General features: G+C 73.9%; 12 protein-coding genes. 7 read left to right on the top strand and 5 right to left on the bottom strand.

Going from position 1 to position 17,893, the window contains the following annotated elements; genetic code table 11:
* Positions 1-257: 257 nt before the first annotated feature.
* The gene (gene rfbB / locus ACFYZF_RS24835; RefSeq protein WP_387024594.1) at positions 258-1,256 is read right to left on the bottom strand and encodes a dTDP-glucose 4,6-dehydratase; all 999 of its coding nucleotides are present in this window, start codon (positions 1,254-1,256) and stop codon (positions 258-260) included.
* A gap of 116 nt (positions 1,257-1,372) precedes the next feature.
* Positions 1,373-2,704 (bottom strand): hypothetical protein, encoded by a 1,332-nt coding sequence (locus ACFYZF_RS24830; protein ID WP_387024593.1) that lies wholly within the window; start codon positions 2,702-2,704, stop codon positions 1,373-1,375.
* Positions 2,705-2,858: 154 nt separating this feature from the next.
* Between ACFYZF_RS24830 and ACFYZF_RS24825 the strand changes: the two genes are divergently transcribed.
* From ACFYZF_RS24825 to ACFYZF_RS24810, 4 genes are all read left to right on the top strand, one after another.
* Complete coding sequence (locus ACFYZF_RS24825; protein ID WP_387024591.1) at positions 2,859-3,482, top strand: LuxR C-terminal-related transcriptional regulator; 624 nt, start codon at positions 2,859-2,861, stop codon at positions 3,480-3,482.
* A 113-nt stretch (positions 3,483-3,595) separates the two neighbouring features.
* Entirely contained in the window at positions 3,596-7,303 is a 3,708-nt protein-coding gene (locus tag ACFYZF_RS24820; protein WP_387024589.1) for a VWA domain-containing protein, read from the top strand.
* Positions 7,304-7,307: 4 nt separating this feature from the next.
* Positions 7,308-7,934: a DUF4255 domain-containing protein gene (locus tag ACFYZF_RS24815; protein ID WP_387024587.1), complete on the top strand. Its 627-nt coding sequence runs from the start codon at positions 7,308-7,310 to the stop codon at positions 7,932-7,934.
* Between the two features lie 3 nt (positions 7,935-7,937).
* Positions 7,938-9,974 carry an ATP-binding protein gene (locus tag ACFYZF_RS24810; protein WP_387024585.1) on the top strand — a complete coding sequence of 679 codons (2,037 nt, stop codon included), beginning with the start codon at positions 7,938-7,940 and terminating at the stop codon, positions 9,972-9,974.
* A 44-nt stretch (positions 9,975-10,018) separates the two neighbouring features.
* Here ACFYZF_RS24810 and ACFYZF_RS24805 read toward each other — a convergent pair whose 3' ends face one another.
* Positions 10,019-10,378, bottom strand: a complete 360-nt coding sequence (locus tag ACFYZF_RS24805) for a hypothetical protein (protein ID WP_387024583.1) — start codon at positions 10,376-10,378, stop codon at positions 10,019-10,021.
* On the opposite strand from ACFYZF_RS24805, the gene ACFYZF_RS24800 reads away from it, so the two are divergent.
* Complete coding sequence (locus ACFYZF_RS24800) at positions 10,377-10,601, top strand: hypothetical protein (protein ID WP_387024581.1); 225 nt, start codon at positions 10,377-10,379, stop codon at positions 10,599-10,601. The two genes, ACFYZF_RS24805 and ACFYZF_RS24800, sit on opposite strands and share 2 nt — an antisense overlap.
* Before the next feature lie 528 nt (positions 10,602-11,129).
* Entirely contained in the window at positions 11,130-11,909 is a 780-nt protein-coding gene (locus tag ACFYZF_RS24795; protein WP_387024579.1) for a DUF4157 domain-containing protein, read from the top strand.
* Between the two features lie 42 nt (positions 11,910-11,951).
* On the opposite strand, the gene ACFYZF_RS24790 is transcribed toward ACFYZF_RS24795, so the two are convergent.
* Together ACFYZF_RS24790 and ACFYZF_RS24785 are read right to left on the bottom strand one after the other, a co-directional pair.
* The gene (locus ACFYZF_RS24790) at positions 11,952-13,817 is read right to left on the bottom strand and encodes a hypothetical protein (protein WP_387024577.1); all 1,866 of its coding nucleotides are present in this window, start codon (positions 13,815-13,817) and stop codon (positions 11,952-11,954) included.
* A 472-nt stretch (positions 13,818-14,289) separates the two neighbouring features.
* Positions 14,290-14,490, bottom strand: a complete 201-nt coding sequence (locus ACFYZF_RS24785) for a hypothetical protein (protein WP_387024575.1) — start codon at positions 14,488-14,490, stop codon at positions 14,290-14,292.
* Positions 14,491-14,527: 37 nt separating this feature from the next.
* Here ACFYZF_RS24785 and ACFYZF_RS24780 point away from each other — a divergent pair, with 37 nt between their 5' ends.
* Entirely contained in the window at positions 14,528-17,893 is a 3,366-nt protein-coding gene (locus ACFYZF_RS24780; protein ID WP_387024573.1) for a hypothetical protein, read from the top strand.

Raw genomic sequence — 17,893 nt, 5'->3', positions numbered from 1 at the left:
GTTGCGCCGGCGGCAGCAGAGCAAAGGGGGCGCTGCGGGGTTGCCCGCCGGTCGGCGACGACACCTGCGTCGACGTTCCCGCCCCCGCCCTGGGTGGGGGCGGGCTTCACGATCGTCTGCTGATTCTGGAGAACCCGCCCGGCGTGTCGTCTTACGAATCAACAAACGATCACGCCACGACAGGCTGCCACGACACCGCGCACATCGTCGCGACCAAGGGTGGTGGCTGCGTCGACGACTTCGACGCAGGCCCTAGGCTAGCGGCCGATGGCCGCGTAGCGGGCCTCGGTGTCGGCCTTCTGCGGCCCCCACCACCACTCGTTACCCCGGTACCAGTCGATGGTGGCGGCCAGCCCGTCGGGCAGCTCCGCCCAGCGGGGCCGCCAGCCCAGCTCCCGGCGGAGCTTCCCGCTGTCGCAGGCGTAGCGCAGGTCGTGGGCGGGGCGGTCCGGCACGCTGTCGAAGTCGTCGGCGGGCCGGCCGAGCAGCGTCAGGGTCACTTCCAGCAGGGCCCGGTTGCTCCACTGCGCGCCGGAGCCGATCAGGTACGTCTCGCCGACCCTGCCGGCGTCGAGGATCAGCAACACCGCGTCGTTGTGGTCGTCGACGTGGGTCCACTCCCGCACGTTCTCGCCGGTGCCATACAGCTTCGGCCGCCGCCCGTGCAGCACGTTGGTGATCTGCCGGGGCAGGAACTTCTCCACGTTCTGGTACGGCCCGTAGTTGTTCGCGCAGTTCGACAGCGTCGCCCGGACCCCGTACGACCGGGCCCAGGCCCGGACCAGCAGGTCCGAGGCCGCCTTGGTGGCCGAGTACGGGCTCGACGGGTCGTACCGGGTCTCCTCGGTGAACGCCCCGCCGCCGTGCAGCGGCAGGCTGCCGAACACCTCGTCGGTGGAGACGTGGTGCAGCCGCCGGTCGTGCCGGCGGACCGCCTCAAGCAGCACGAAGGTGCCCTCGACGTTGGTCCGCAGGAACGGGACGGGGTCCTGGAGGGAGTTGTCCACGTGGGACTCGGCGGCGAAGTGGACCACCGTGTCGCAGTCCCGGACGAGGGCGTCAACCAGGTCGCCGTCGCGGACGTCGCCGTGGACGAAGGTGATCCAGTCGCCCACCTCGGCGAGGTTGTCCCGGTTCCCGGCGTAGGTGAGCGCGTCGAGGACGGTCAGCCGCAGGTCCGGCCGGGCGGCCAGCGCCCGGTGGACGAAGTTGGCGCCGATGAACCCCGCACCCCCGGTGACCAGCATCTGCTCCATGCCGCGACGCTAGCCGACGCGTCTCGAGGCCGGGTCGAAGTCCGTCACCTGCCGTGGGCGGGCCGGTGACGCGGCCCCGCCGCGCTGCCCATCGCGACGACGGCGACCCGGGGTCGTCAGGCCGCCGGGGTGCTCGTGCTGCGGGTGTAGCCGTTGAGCAGGGCGTAGTCGCGGCACTGGCCGCCGCCCCCACCGGCCCCGTCGAGCGCGGTGCCCGCCGTCCGGCAGGTGGCCCGCAGGCTGATCACCCGGCCGGCGCGGACCTCGATCGGCGACACCATGTGGTAGTCGAGGTCCCGGAAGTTGTTCAACGCCACGGTGAGCACCGTCGTCCCGTCCACCACCAGCTCCAGCCGTCCCTCGTCGCCCTGCGGGTTCTGCAGGAAGATGTCGGTCAGCACGAAGACCCGGCGGGACGCCACGGTGTACTGGTCGGTGCGGGTGGCGCCCTTCGCGGCGGTGACCGCGAGCCGACGGCTGAAGGACTGCCCGCCCGCCGGGATGCCCGGCACGGGGGCGCTGGGCGTCGCCGACGGCGGCAGCGGCGGGTTGCTCGGGGTCGGCCCCGCCGGGCGAGGGCTGGCGGACGCGCCGCCGAGCGCCCGCTGGGCCTTGTCGTCGGCCTGCTGGGCCCGGCTGTCGGCGGCGCTGGCCTGCTGCGCCACCGGGGCCACCTGCTCCTGGGCGACCTCCTCGGCCAGGGACTTCACCGTCGGCCGCAGCAGCGCGTACCACAGGCCGGCGCCGAGCAACACGAGGACCACCAGCGCGGCGATGATCCGACCCACCCCCTGCGGAAGCAACGGCTCCTGCACGGTCGCCGCGTCCAGGGTGGCCGGGGGCGTCTCCTCCGAGGCGACCGCGACCTGGAAGGGCAGGGTCACCGGGTGACCGCGCCACCGCAGCCGACGCGCGCGGACCCGGACCTGGACGAAGGCCGCCTCGCCGGGGGCCACCGCGAGCTGCGGCGGGCGGACCGTCACGCGGAGCCGATTGTCCGGGTCGCTCCCGGCCAACGCCAGCCCGAGCGGCGTGTTGCCCAGGTTGGACACCGACAGCTCGTGCCGGCCGCCCCAGCGCCCCCGCGAGGTGCGCGGCAGGATCTCGGGGGCGATCTCGGCGAACGGCAGCACCCGCACCGTGGCTTCCGGAATGACCTGGCCGTCCGGGTTCTCGGCCGGGGTGACCCGCACCGCGAAGGGCCGGTCGCCGGCCACCACCTGCGGCGACCGGGGTGGCTGGAAGCGGATCGCGACCGTTTCGGCCGAGCCGGGGTAGACCGAGACGGTGGGCGGCTCGGCGTGGGCCCAACCGGCGGCGTCGCCCAGCACCTCAAGCACGTACGACTCGACGATCGGGCCGGCGTTGCGGACCTCCAGCCGGCAGCTCGCCTCGCTGCCCGGGCTGACCTCGACGAGGTCGGTGTCCAGGTTCGCGTCGGTGGTCATGGCGCGACTCTAGGTGGATGCCCGCCCGTTCAATCCGCCGTGGAGGAAGACCTTGGGGCAACGCGGGAGGGCCGTTAAGCCCACGTTGACTGCACGATTGGTGCGGCGGGCGATACTCGGCGTCACCGATCGTCCCAGCGCACCGGGGGTGCTCATGCGACGCGTACCAGTCCACCTGTCCTCCACCGATGTCATCTCGCGCGCCGGGGTGGTCAGTCAGCTTCGGCCCCGGCCGGAGGTGCTGCTGCTCGACGACGCCGAGGCCGACCGGGCCGAGGTGGCGGTGATCATCACCGACGGCATCGACGAGTCGTCCCTGCGGACCCTGCGCGCGACGCGCAGCCGGGGCACGCCCGCGCTGGTGCTGGTGGTGACCCAGGTCGACGACGCCGGGCTGGTCGCCGCCGTGGAACACGGCGTCGCGGGGATCGTCCGCCGGTCGGAGGCCAGCGCGGACCGCCTCGTCGCGGTGGTCCGGGCCGCCGCGGCGGGCGAGGGCGCCGTCCCGCCGGACCTGCTCGGCCGGCTGCTCCAGCAGGTCGGCGCGCTGCAACGGGAGGTGCTCGGGCCGCGCGGGCTGACCTTCTCCGGCCTGGCCGACCGGGAGGTGGAGGTGCTTCGCCTGGTCGCCGACGGCTTCGACACCGCCGAGATCGCCGCGAAGCTCTCCTACTCGCAGCGGACCATCAAGAACATCCTGCACGACGTGACGAACCGGCTGCACCTGCGCAACCGCTGCCACGCGGTGGCGTACGCGCTGCGCAACGGCCTGATCTGAGCCGCGCTGCCCCATCGGGCAGGCCGCATTGCCCGCAGGCCGGCACCGACCGCCGCTACCCGCCACGCCGGGGCTCGCCACGGTGGGAACAGGGGTGACCACGGGGAGGTGTCGTGCGCTGGGGCAACCGCCGCTGGGGAGTCATGGTGCTCGGCCTGGTGGCCGGGTCGGCGCTCGCCGTGCCCGCGCCACCTGCGCCACCCGCCCCCACGCCGCCCGCCCCGGCGCCGGCCCCGCCAGCCGCCGAGGTGGGCTACCGGCTGGGCTACCGCAGCGAGGAGCGCCCGACCCCGGTGGTGAGCGCGGGCGCCACCGCCGGGCCTCGTCCGCTGCTGTCCGAGGGCGAGCGCGGCGACGCCGAGCGGGACGTCGACGCGCGTGCCGGCCGGCTGGTCTGGGTCGGGCGGCGGGCCGACCCCGGCGGCGCCGATCGTGGCGGGGGGCTCTACCTGCGCCGCCCGGGCGGGTCGCCGGTGCGGCTGGTCGGCGGCCCCGGCACGGTCGCCCACCCCGCCCTGTCCCCCGACGGCCGGCAGGTCGCGTTCACCAGCGACCGTGCCGGCAACGCCGACATCTGGCTGGTCCGGGTCGACGGCTCCGGGCTGCGGCGGCTCACCGACCACCCGGCCGAGGACAGCTGGCCGACCTGGTCGCCGGACGGGGCCCGGATCGCCTTCGGCAGCACCCGGGGCGACCCCGCCGGGGACGTCTGGGTGCTGCCGGCCGGGGGCGGCGCCGCGGTCCGGGTGACCGACGGCCCGGCCGCCGAGGGGCAGCCCGCGTGGTCCCCGGACGGCGCGCGGATCGCCTTCACCACCGCCCGGTTCGCGCCGGCGGGCGACCCCGCCTTCCGCACGGTGGCCACCGTGGCCCCCGGCGGCGGCCCGGTGACCCGCGCGGTGCCGGGCCCCCGGGACGCCGCGCAGCCGGCCTGGTCCCCCGACGGTGCGCGGATCGCCTTCACCTCCGTCCGCGACGATCCCGCCGGGGACGTGTACGTCGCCCGGGCCGGCCGGGTGACCCCGGTCGCCACCGGCCCGCTGCCCGAGCACGAGCCCGCGTGGCGGGGCGGCGATCTGATCTGGACCGCCACCGAGCTGGCCGACACCAGCGACGTGTGGACCGCCGACGCCACCGGCGGGGACCGCCGCGACCACACCGCCCGGCCCGGCCTGTCGGAGACCGGGCCGGCGTTCAGTCCCGACGGCACCCGGCTCGCCTACAGCGCCGACCAGCCCGGCGGCGGGGCCCGGGTCGTCGTCGCCGACGCCTCGGGCGCCGACCCGCGCGCCCTCGCCCCGCCGGGCACCGCCGAGGAGGACCGGGACACCGACCCGACCTGGTCCCCGACCGGCGAAGCGGTCGCGTTCACCCGGCAGCCTCCGGACGACGACCCCTCGCGGATCCTGGTCGTCGCGGTCGCCGACGGGAGGCTCCTCGCCGAGGTGCCGATGCCCCCGCACCTGATCGGCCGCGACGCCGAGCCTTCCTGGTCACCCGACGGCCTGCGGCTCGCGTTCTCCCGGCTGGCCACCCCCCGGCGCAGCGATCTGGCGGTGCCGAGGGTGGATCGGCCGGCGCGGCCGGGCACCTCGTTCACCGTGGAGCAGTCGCTGCCCACCCCGCCGATCCCGCCCCGCCCCGACATCGTCTTCCTCGTCGACGACACCGCCTCGATGTCCCAGCCCGGGGAGGGCGGGGCGAGCGTGATCAGCCAGCTCAGAACCCGGCTGCCCGATGTGATCGAGAACGTGCGGGCGAGCCAGCCGGACGCCTGGTTCGGCCTGGCCACGTTCAGCGGGCGCGGCGGCGAGGGGGAGTACGACCCGGACATGTACCTGCCCCGCCAGTCGCTGACCAGGAACGACGCGGCCATGGACGCCGCCGTGCAGCGGCTCGCCGCACAGAGCCCGTACGGGACGGAGAACTGGTTCTACGCGTTGCGGCAGCTCGCCGGCAACGACCGGATCGGGTTCCGGCCGGACAGCAGCCGGATCGTCGTGCTGATCAGCGACACCGACAGCGTGGACAAGACCCTCCCGCCGCCGGAGGAGGGCGCGATCGACGAGGGGGACCTCACCAGCGCGCTCCAGGCCGCCGGGATCGCCCTGATCGGGGTGCCCATCGCCGGCGCGGACTTCGAGCGGGGGCTGAACTACGACGGCGCGGCCGGCCGGCTGGCCGAGGCCACCGGCGGCCTGCTCACCGCCAACAGCGACCCGGGGCAGATGATCACGGCCATCATCGAGGCCATCGGGAAGCTGAAGGTCACCGTCAGGCCGAGCGCCATCTGCGACGACGGCCTCTCCGTCGCCTTCGACCCGGACCCGGCCAGGGTGGACGCCGGCACGCCGGCCAGGTTCACCGAGACCGTCTCCGTCGCGCCCGGGGCGGTCCCCGGGTCCGTGCTGCGCTGCACGCTGCGCTTCGACCTCGACCCGCCGGAGGCCGGATCGGACGCCGTGCAGGAGCTGATCGTCCGGGTCGCCCAGCCCGGCCTGCCGCTGGTCCGGGTCGACGACGTGCAGGTCGCCCCGACCGGGCCGACCGGTGCCCAGGTGACCTACCAGGCCACGGCCGTGGACGAGGCGGACCGGCCGCTGCCCGTGCGCTGCGAGCCGCCGTCCGGCTCGCGGTTCCCGATCGGGCAGACCGTGGTGACCTGCCGGGCCACCGACCAGGCCGGCCGCACCGGCGCCGACACTGCGCTGATCATCGTGTCCGACCCGCAGCTCACCGGCACCCGGATCTGGCTCGTCCGGCTCGACGGCACCGGCACCGGCACCCTGACCATCACCGACCAGACCGACCTCAGCGCCCGGATCGGCGACGGCTGCCCGGCCCGCGAGACGGACCGGTCGCCGGCCTGGTCCCCGGACGGGGCCTCGATCGCGTTCGCCGACAGCAGCCGCCCCGCCGACCTGTGCGTGGTCGCGCCCGACGGCTCCGCCGCCCGGCACCCGCTCGCCGCCGGGGACCGGGACGGCCGTTGGGCGGCGGACCCGGCGTGGTCCCCGGACGGCCGGCGGATCGCGGTGACCCTCCAGGGGTCCGAGGAGCCGCCGGACATCGTCGTCCTGCCCGGCGCGGGCGGTGCGCCGACGACGGTCGTCCGGCAGGTCGGGTCGGAGCCGGCGTTCCAGCGCCTGCCGTCGCCGGACCTCGCCCTCACCGTCTCGGTCGGCAACCAGCCGGCCTACCTGGGCGGCGACCCGGTCCCCGTCACCTTCACCGTGCGCAACGCCGGCCGTCTGCCGGCCGACAACGTCTGGCTGGACGTCACCCCGCCCGCCCCGCTGCTGCCGCCGGTCAGCGCCGACCCGCGCTGCGGGGCCGGCCGCCAACTCTGCCTGCTCGGCACGCTCGGCCCCGGCGGGCAGCAGGTGGTCAGGGTCGTGCTGCCCGCGCGGGCGGCGATCGTCGCGGCGGTCGCCGGGCGGCTCACCGCGACCGTACGGGAGGTGTCGGCGACCCGCACGGCGCGGGCGTCGGTGCAGGTGATCGCGCCGCAGCTGCGTGTCGACCCGGCGATCGGGCCGCCCGGGTTCGTGACCGCCGCCGTGGGCACCGGCTTCCCGCCCGGGGCGACGGTGCGACTGCGCTGGCAGCCCGGCATCACCGCCACCCCGGACACGGTGACCGTCGACGCGGACGGCAGCTTCCGTACCCAGGTCCTGGTGCTGCGCAAGGACGAGCTGGGCCCGCGCAACCTCGCCGCCGCGCGGGTCTCGGGAGGCCGCGCCTTCGGGCCGGTGCGGGCCGCCGAGCCGTTCCTGGTGGTGCCGCGCGGGCTCGACCCGCCCTTCCGGGGCAGGTGGTGAGCGGGTGATCCACGAGATCGACGACGCGCTGCGCCGGTTGGTCCGCGACGAGGCCCTGCCCGGGTCCGGCGTGGACATCGTGCTCGAGGCGCCGACGAAGGAGTGGGCGGCCCGGCGCAACGCCCCCACCGTCAACGTCTACCTCTACGACATCCGGGAGGACCTGCGCCGCCGGTCCCGGGGCCTGGTCAACGAGTACGACGAGCGCGGCCAGGTGGCCCGGCGGGTCGCCCCGCCCCGCTACATCAAGCTGTCCTACCTGGTCACCGCGTGGACCCAGCGTCCCGAGGACGAGCACCGCCTGCTGTCGTCGCTGCTGCTGTGCTTCCTGCGCCTCGACGCGCTTCCCCCGGCGGTGCTGGCCGGCTCGGTGGCCGCGATCGGCATGCCGGTGCCGATGACCGTGGCGCTGCCGCCGCCGGAGGACCGGGCGTTCGCCGACGTGTGGACCGCGCTCGGCGGGGAGCTGAAGCCCTCGCTCGACGTCGTGATCAGCACGCCGGTGGACAGCGGCCGGGTGGTCGAGGCCGGTCCGCCGGCCCGCGAGGGGATGGCCGCCGAGGTCGGCGACCGCACCCGCGACGCCGCCTCCGACCGGGTCCGGCACCGGTCGACCCCGGCCGGGAGCTGAGCCGTGGCCCGGGGGTCGCCAACGCTGCTGCGCCGTCTCCAGCGGGTGGAGCTGGCGGTACGCGCCGCGGTGGCGGCCCGCCGGGAGTCCGACCCGCAGCCCGACGACCCCTTCCGGGGGCTGTACCTGTCCGACGAGGCGGTCGACGCCGCCCTCGCCGCCGGCCGGGAGCCTTTCCACCCGTGGCCGGGCGATCCGGCCGACGCCTCGGCAAGGGCGTCGGCCGGATCGGGGCCGGCAGCCGGGCCGGACCGGTTGGCGGAGCTGGCCCGGGCGGCGGGGCTGACCCCGCTGGACGAGGCGCTGCTGCTGGTGGCCCTCGCCCCGGACGTGGACAGCCGGTTCGAGCTGTTCTACGGGTACCTCAACGACGACGTGACCCGCCGCCGCCCCTCGGTCGGGCTGGCGCTGCGGCTGTGCGGGCTGCCCGAGGCCGCCGCGCCGGCCCGGCTCCGGCTCGCCGCCGGGGCGCCGCTGATCGACCTGGCGCTGCTGCGCGTCGACTCCCCCGACCGGCCGGTGCTCAGCCGCGGGCTGTGGGTGCCCGACCGGGTGGGCGGCTGGCTACTCGGCGCCGACGCCCCCGAGCCGTCGCTGGTCGGGTTCGCCGAGCCGGTCGACGCGGCCGGGTCGCCGCCGCCCGGCGCCGAGCAGCTCGGCCGGTCCGGGGCACGGCTGGCGTACCTGCGGGAGAAGCCGGGCGGCAGCGCGACGGCCCTCGCGGTGGCCGCCCTCGACCGCGCCGGGCGCGGCGCGCTCGCCGTCGACCTGCCCCGGCTCGCGGCCGACCCGCAGGCGGCGGAGCTGGCCACCGTGCTGGTCCGGGAGGCCCTGCTCACCGGGGCGGGACTGGTCGTCGGGCCGGTGCGGGGCGACGAGCCGTGGGCCGTCTGGTCCCGGCTCACCGCCGGTGAGGTTCCGGTACTGGCGTACGGGACGCAGCCCTGGGACCCGGCGTGGACGGCCGGCGCGCCGATGCAGGTCGACGTGGTGCCGTTGAGCGCCGCCGAGCGGGCCGAGGTGTGGCGGGCCGCGCTGCCCGGCCCGCTCGCCGATGGGCTCGACCCGGCCGCCGCCACCGCCCAGTTCGTCCTCGGCGCCCCGGCGATCCGGCGGGCCGCCTCGGTGGCCGTCCAGCTCGCCGCCGCCACCGGGGAGCCGGTCGGCGCGGCGCACCTGCGCGCGGGCGCGCGTACCCAGAACGCGGCCGGCCTGGAGCGGCTGGCCCGGCGGATCGTTCCGGAGGTCGGCTGGGACGACCTGGTGCTGCCGCCGGGCACGCTGTCACTGCTGCACGAGCTGGCCGGCCGGGCCCGGCACCGGGACCTGGTGTTACGCGACTGGCGGATGCGCCCCGGCGGTGGGCGCGGGCACGGGGTGGCCGCCCTGTTCGCCGGGGACTCCGGCACCGGCAAGACGATGTCCGCCGAGGTGGTGGCGGGCAGCCTCGGGCTGGACCTCTACACGGTCAACCTGGCCACGGTGGTGGACAAGTACGTCGGCGAGACCGAGAAGAACCTGGAGCGGATCTTCGGCGAGGCCGCCGGGGTCAACGGCGTGCTGCTCTTCGACGAGGCGGACGCGATCTTCGGCAAGCGCTCCGAGGTGCGCGACGCCCACGACCGGTACGCCAACATCGAGAGCGCGTACCTGCTGCAACGGATGGAGACGTTCGACGGGCTGGCGGTGCTGGCGACGAACCTGCGGGCCAACCTGGACGAGGCGTTCACCCGCCGGCTCGACGTGGTGGTCGACTTCCCGGTCCCCGACGAGGCGGCCCGGAGGGCGCTGTGGGACCGCTGCCTCGGCGACCGGGTGCCCCGTGCCCCCGACGTGGACCTGGGCTTCCTGGCGGAGTCCTTCGAGCTGGCCGGCGGGCACATCCGCTCGGCGGCGGTGACCGCCGGGTACCTGGCCGCCGGGGCGGGGCGGCCGGTGGGGATGGCCGAGCTGATCGGCGCGGTGGGCCGGGAGTACCGCAAGCTCGGCCGGCTGACCCTGGAGAGCGAGTTCGGCCCGTACCTGGGGCTGGCCGGGTGAGGCCGCCACCCGGCGACGGGAGATCGTTGCCGGGCGCGGGGGCGTCACTCCCAGACGGTGACCCGGACGGTGAGCTGCTTCTCGACCGCCCTGGTCACCACCAGCAGCGCGTAGCGCCCGGCCGAGGTGACCACGCAGATTCCCCGGCCCTCCAGCAGCCGATCCCCGACCGGGCGGGCGGACGGCTGCCCGTACCCCGCCTGGACGCAGTCGGCGCGCTGCCAAGGACCGGTGCCCGGCAGCGACGCCGCGTACCTCGGGTCCGCACGGCTGACGACGGCGTCGTTGCTGGCGTCGGGCCACCACGAGGCATATCCGACGTCGCGGCTGGAGCCCCAGTCGCCCTTGGTCGGATTCCAATCGGCGGCCGTCGAGTCCAGGTCGTACGCCGTGTAGTCGGCCATGGCCAGCGTTCCGCTCCGCCGCACCCGCGCGGAGACAGCCGCCTCGTCGCTGGGCGGGGGCGGTTTCGGCTTCGACGTCGGGGTGGGCCTCGACGTGGGTCCGGCGGACGGGGGGCCGGTCGGGTCCCAGATCGGCTCGGGAGGCAGCGGCGGAACGTCCGACGGCGAGCCGTCCGGAGCCGGGCCGACCGGTGAGGGGCTGGCCGACGGCCCCGGGGCCTGACCACCGGCGGACGCCACGGGTGTCACGGGCGTCACGGACCCGGAGGCGCTCGGGGTGGGGTTGACCCAGCGATCCACCAGTCCGGTGCCCTTCGCCCACAGGGCCGCGACGACGAGCGGGACGACCGCCGAGATGACGGCCGCCTTGAGCCCCCAGCCCTGCATCCAGGACCGGCGACCCGGTTCGCGGGCGCCCGGGCGCGGTCGCCGCGACGACCTGCGACGCTCCGATCGGCGTAGGAGCATGAGCCCTCCCGTCCAACGTAGACAGTTGCCCGGACCGCCGATGTTAGGTCCGTCCGGCAAGGCGCGGCCGGCCCCGCGACCGCATCTGGACCGTCTGCCGCGATCGGTGTCCGTGAGTGCGCCGACGTGGGCCACCAGGGCGCGACGGACTGCCCGGGTGGGCAGTCCGCGCTGCCTCTACGGCTGGCCCGGCTCGCCCTGTACCGGGGCCACCCGACAGGGGACGGTCGAGACGGGAGACCCTGCCGTCATCGCGCCGGGTCGTTCCGGCGAGGAGGCCGACATGCGCGGACATCGCGAGTTCGACTCGGACGCGGCGGCACGCCCCGCCGGTGACCGGCCGTCCGGCCCCGAGCGCGACACCGACCACCTCATGTACGCCGCTGCCAGCGCCGGGCGCCCCGATGTCCTCGGCGCGTCCGGGCTGCTCGGGCTGCAACGGGCGGTCGGCAACCAGGCCGTCGGGGAGTTGCTGGAGCCGGAGCGTTCCCCGGTGCACAACGTGGTCAACTCCGGCGGCGGGACGCCGCTCGCCCCCGACGTGCGCGCCGACATGGAGTCCCGGTTCGGCGGGCAGGACTTCGGCGACGTCCGGGTGCACACCGACGGGGCGGCGCACGAGTCGGCGAAGTCGGTCAACGCGCAGGCGTACACCGTCGGGTCGAACATCGTCTTCCAGCGCGACAGCTACGACCCGGCGTCGTCGGCCGGGCAGCACATGCTCGCCCACGAGCTGACCCACGTGGTGCAGCAGCGCAGCGGGCCGGTCGACGGCACCGACCACGGCGGCGGGGTGAAGGTCAGTGACCCGTCCGACCGGTTCGAGAGGGAGGCCGTCGCCAACGCCGACCGGCTGATGTCCGCCCCGGCCACTCCGGCCCCGGTCACTCCCGCCCCGGCTGCCGCCGCCCCCGTCCAGCGGGCGGTCGAGCACGAGGGGCACGACCACCCCGAGGTGCAGCGCGCCGAGGAGATGTCCGAGGAGGACGAGTCGGCACAGACGTACGTCCAGCGCCAGGAGACCGGCGAGGAGGAAGAAGAAGCGGAGGCCTCGGCCTCCTGACCTCGCCGGCCGTCCCGGTCGCGCCGGTCGTGCGCAGGCCCGTCAGGCGACCCGGAAGGGGTACGACTTCGCGACGTAGCTCTGCTTCCCGTCGGGGCGCACGGCGTACACACTCACGGTCTTGAACCCGCGTGACGTCGGGGTCCAGGTGACCGAGGCGGTGCCGTCCGGGCCCGCCGCCACCGTCTGGTACGCCGAGCCACCGGTGAACTTGTACCGGTACTCGCTCACCTCGTCCCAGTTGGACGGCGGCGAGAAGACGAACGTCCCCGGCACACCGATGCCACCGGAGGGCTGCCCGTTGGCGGGGTAGACCGTGGAGGAGACGCCCGGCGGCTGGTGGTTGAAGCGCAGCGACCACGACCCCTCCGAGGAGACCCAACCGTTCGCGCTGCGGCTGCGTACCGTGAGCTGGTAGCCCGTCGGTTCGTCGGCGGTGAAGGTGACCGTGGCGCTGCCGTCCGGGCCGGCCGGGACGGTCTGCTTCGCGCTCCCGGTCAGCACATACTCGTACTCGGTGACCGGAACGACCCCGGCGTGCGGCGTGATCCGGACGGTCACCTCGTCACCCCAGTCGGGCTGGTCGCCCACCACCGTCACGGTCGGGTCGGTGTCCGGCACCCGGATCTCGTAGCGGGTCTCGGCTGACCGGTTGCCCGCCCGGTCGAGCGAACGCACGACGAGCGTGTTGAGAAAGTCCCGGGGCGGGTTCAGCGTCAGCGTCGCCGAACCGCCCGGCACGCCGGTCTGCACGGTGCCCGGCACGGTCACCGGATCCGGGCAGACCAGTTCGCCGAGGTCGCCGTAGGCGCACCCGGACACGGGGATCGACTCCCAGGCGTACGCGAAGCCGACCACGTCGGGGTCGCCGCCACCGGAGAGGGTGAACACCCCCGGCTCGCCGACCGGGGTCGATCCGGTGTCCGAGGTCGGATAGTTGGCCGAGGTGACCTGGGCAGCCGGCGGCGCCGTACGGTCGACCGTGAAGTAGCAGGTCCGGGACCAGGCGGAGGTGTCCAGGCCGTCGGAGGTGCGGGCCTGCCAGGCGTACGTCGTGCCGTCGACCAGCGCGGTGTCCGGCACCTGGACCGTGGTGGCCCGGCCGGACTGACCGTGCTCCTGGCTCAGTTCGACCCGTGCCGCCGGGTCGCCGACCGGCCAGACGCCGACGTCGAGCCGCACACTGTCCCAGCCGTCGGCGTCGTTGCCGACGGCCTGGAGGGTCGCGCGCTGGGCCGGCAGCGTCGGGTAGGGGGCCTGCTCCCGGCACGGGAAGCCGCCGTTGTAGAGGTGGTCGCCGTCAACCGCCGGCAACGAGTTGTAGGTGACGCTCAGCTGCAACCGCTTGTACCAGTAGAGCTGGCGGCCGTAGCTGAGGTCGCTCTCGTGCTGCGCCGACACCCGCAGCTCGACGGTGATCCGCCCGTCGTCCTCGCGGGCGTCGTCGAGGGCCGCCGCCGAGACGTCGAACGCCAGATCGGCCGGGCAGTACGTCGAGTCGCCCGCCTCGTCAAGCTTCTCGATCCCCGCCGGTGCACCCGCCCAGGTCGGCGTCTGCGTCACCGCTGCGGTACGCCAGACCTCGACGGCCCGCTTCGGGCACTCGGCCGCACTCTGCTCGCGGAGGTACAGCTTGCCGCCGATGATCTGCCGCGCGGCGAAGCCGGTCAGGTCGAAGGTGGCGTAGACCCGGGACGTGTGGAGCTGACTCGCCCCGTCCTGCCAGGTGCCCAGCGGGGCGTTGGTGTCGCCCTCCCACTCGTGGGCGACCTGCGCGTCGGTGGAGTCGGTGTAGCCGATGTGCATCGGTATCTGACTCTCGTGGTAGGGAGCCGCGGAGGCCGCCCCAGCGGCCGACACGACGGCGAGCCCGCCGGCACCGACCACCGCCACCAGGGCAGTGGCCAAGCTCCGGCCCGTTACTGACCATCTCAAAGTGACAACCTCTCCCCGTATGCCTGCGAACCCCGAAATGACGCAGCGCATCGACGATCGTATGGATCTTCGGTTATGTCGTCCACGCTTTTAGCCGTCGGCCGACACCTCGCGAATCTGCCTCCCCGGCCTCCTGCCGGAGCGGACAGCCGAAGGTCCGACCAACCGAGCGCTGCCCCATCGGGCAACTTTCGCGGCACTCCCAAGAGGCCGCACGGTCAGTGACCGGTGCCTCCGAGTATCGGACGCTCATTTCCACGGTGAACTGACGGTGGCGTGCCCGGCCCGGGAGGTACAGCGTGAAGGCGCCGGCCGAGGAACGAGGTGCGGAACGCGCTCCGGTACGCCCGGCAGCGCCTGCACCGGCCCGGCCGGTTGATGACTCGGACGCCACGACCGCAGCGCACCGAGGCCCCGGGGCCCGCCCATTGAGCCCGGCCGTGGCTCAGCGGTTGCAGGCGGCAGCCGGCAACCGGGCGGTGTCCGCCCTGGTGGCGCAGCGCAGGGCGGCTGGATCGACCGCGCGTCGATCGCCGACCACCCCCCGATCGACTTCCGGCGGCAGGGCACCGAAGACGGGTTCGGCATCGTCGTCCTCCTCCTCGGCAACGGTCCAGCCGACGACGGCACCAGCGGCCGGTGACACCGGTCCGGAGGTTGTCGACCCGTCGGTCCACGTACCGGTGCAGCGGCTGGCGACCGACGCCGGTCCCGTCCACCGCCCCGGGCCGCAGGCCGACCCGAAGTTCGCCGCGCTGAAGGCGGACGTGCGGGGCAAGCAGCAGGTGCTCGGCGCGCACCCGCCGGCAACGTCGGAGGCGGCGAAGGCGCAGGGCGCGGCGAAGGCGCCGCAGGACGACAAGGAGGCCCAGGGCAAGGCGGCGAACGCGGAGAAGATGAACGCCGCCAAGCCCGGCGAGTTCGACAAGGCCGCGTTCGTGCGCGCGGTCAACGAGGCGATCGCGGCGCAGGCGCCGAAGAACCTCGACGAGGCCGACAAGTTCGGCGACTCGGGCAAGGCGGACGCGGTCAAGGGCCAGGTGCAGGGCCAGGTCACCGACGGCAAGAAGGCCTCGGCGAATGCGATCGAGACCACCACGAAGGCCCCGCCGGACACCTCTCAGGCGGTCGACAAACCGGTCACGCCGCTGGTGGCCGACAAGCCCCCGGCCGCGCCGGGCGCACCCGACCCGGCGAAGGCCGTGCCGGACAGGGCGCCTGCGGCGGCGACGGACCTCTCCGGCGGGCCGAAGCAGGTCGACCAGCAGATGGCCGAGGCGCAGGTCACCGAGGAGCAGCTCGCGAAGTCCAACGAGCCGGAGTTCACCGGGGCGCTGAAGGAGAAGGACGCGGTCGAGCAGCACGCGGCCACCGCCCCGGGCCAGGTGCGCGCCGCCGAGGCGCAGACCCTGAGCGGCGCGAAGGCGGCTGCGGGAGCCGCCGGGGCGACGGCGATGACCGCCCTCGCGGGCGATCGCAAGCAGGCGGGGCAGGCGGTCGGGGCGGGCAAGGAGCAGGCGAAGTCCGCCGACGAGACCAAGCGGGCGCAGGTCACCGCGACGTTGCAGAAGGTCTTCGACGCCACGAAGAAGGACGTCGAGGAGATCCTGTCCGGCCTGGACAAGAAGGTCGACGAGAAGTTCACCGCCGGGGAGAAGGCGGCCCGGGACGCGTTCACCGCCGAACACACCCGGCTCATGGACGCCTACAAGGACAAGCGGTACTCGGGGCTGCTCGGCAAGGGCCGGTGGATCAAGGACAAGTTCGCCGGGCTACCCGAGGAGGCCAACCAGATCTTCGTCACCGCCCGCAAGGGCTACGTCGACCGGATGCAGCAGGTCATCTCCGGCGTGGCCGACGTGATCGGCGCGGAGCTGACCCGGGCCAAGCAGCGCATCGCCACCGGCCGGGACCAGTTGCAGGCCGAGGTGAAGAAACTCCCCGCCGATCTCCAGGCGATCGGCAAGGAGGCGGCCGGCGAGTTCGCCGGGAAGTTCGACGAGCTGACCGAGTCGGTGAACAACAAGGGCACCGAGCTGGTGCAGACCTTGGCGACGAAGTACAACGAGGCGCTCAAGTCGGTCGACGAGGAGATCGCGGCCGAGAAGGAGAAGAACAAGGGCCTCGTCGCCAAGGCCGTCGACGCCGTCGCCGGGGTCATCAAGACCATCATGCAGCTCAAGGACATGCTGATGGGTGTCCTGGCCAAGGCCGCGCAGGCGGTCATGGCGATCATCAAGGACCCGATCGGGTTCCTCGGCAACCTGGTCTCCGCCGTCGGGGCGGGGCTGCGAGGGTTCCTGGCGAACATCGGCGAGCACCTGAAGAAGGGCCTCGTCGGCTGGCTCACCGGGGCGATGGCCGGGGCCGGGCTGGAGCTTCCGGCGAAGTTCGACCTGCGCGGCATCGTCATGATGATCGGCTCCCTGCTCGGGCTGACCTGGGCGTCGATCCGGGGCCTGATCATCAAGCGCGGCGTGCCCGAGCCGGCCATGGGCGCGGTCGAGAAGTCCGTGCCCCTCGTGCGGAAGGTGCAGGCACAGGGGCTCGGCGGCCTGTGGGAGGAGATCCAGGACAAGGTCGGCGACCTCAAGGCCAACCTGTTCTCGAAGATCAGCGAGTACCTGATCCCGACCGTGCTGATGGCCGGCATCACCTGGATCATCTCGCTGCTCAACCCCGCGTCGGCCTTCGTCCGCGCGGTCAAGATGATCATCGACTTCGTCACGTTCATCGTGACCCAGGGCGCGCAGATCCTGGAGTTCGTCAACTCGGTCCTCGACGCCATCATCGCGATCGCGGGCGGCGGTACGGGCGGAGTGCCCGCGCTGATCGAGAAGGCCCTGGCACGGTCGGTGCCGGTGCTGATCGGCGTGCTGGCGGCGGTGCTCGGCGTCGGCGGGATCGCGCAGCGGGTGCAGAAGTTCTTCAAGGGGCTCGCCGCGCCCGTCATGAAGGCCGTTGGCTGGGTCGCCGACAAGATCGCCGCGATCGGCAGAAAGCTCTGGAGCAAGTTGAAGGCCAAGGCTTCGGCGATCCGGAAGAAGGTCGGCGGGCGCGGCGGACGGGACGACGCGAAGACCGCCCGCAGCGAACGGGTCCGGGCGGGGGTCGCGGCGGATCTCCGCGCCCGTCTCGGTGGCGGAGCCAGCCCTCCGCGCATCAAGGACGCGACTGCGGCCGTCTGGAACAGCTGGCGCGGCCAGGGACTCAAGGAACTCCACGTCGTCAGCGCCGACGACAAGGCCTCCAAGTTCAGTTTCCTGGTCCGCGCGAGCGCGAAGAAAAAGGTCCTGGAGGTAGCTTGCGACCTGAGCCAGGACCCCCGGGTTGACGGGCCGGATCACTTCGAGACCGGTCAGCCCTTCAGGATTCCGGTGGACGTGGCGCTCGACAAGAACATTGCCACCCGCGCGCAGGCCAACCTATCCTGGCCGGCAAGACTGGACAATCTTGCCACGCTGAGAGGTGCCGTGCTGCGGAGTGGAGATCGACTCTGGCTGACCAACGAGGACGGCAGCCGGGAGTTGGTGCCGCGCCGGACGCTCGGCACCTGGGTGAAGAAGGGCAAGATCAAGCAAGAGCAGGTGTCCGAGAAGGGCGCCCATGCCGAGGTCACCGTGCTGGAGCGGCTCAAGGGTAATTGGGACGCGCTCCCCCAGGTGCAGGAATTCAAAGAGCTGATGCAGTACGACCCGATCTGCTGGTTGTCCCTGCACATAACGAGAAGCCCGTGCGGGAGCTGCGCCGACTCCATCCTGGGCACGATCGATTTCGCCAGCGGCAAGAGCTGGACGATGAAGACCAAGGTCTCCGCTCTTTCCCTCTTCCACTCCGAGGGCATGGACAGCTCTGAGGCGAAGGCCGCCCTGGCCAAGCTGGCTGGCCGCAGGGTGCAGCTCTCCGTCATCGCGATGTCCGACAAGGACAAGAAGAAACTGTTGGACAGCGACCCGGAACTGGCGCGTCGCATCGCTGACAAGCAGCTCACCCTCGGCCAGGCCATCGAGGAGGCGAAGCGGACGGCCGAGAAGCGCTATACCAGCTAG

It is taken from the genome of Micromonospora sp. NPDC001898, assembly GCF_042891255.1.
Lineage (GTDB): Bacteria > Actinomycetota > Actinomycetes > Mycobacteriales > Micromonosporaceae > Micromonospora.
Note: the sequence above shows the minus strand (reverse complement) of the source record. Positions and strands in the feature narration are given on the sequence as shown.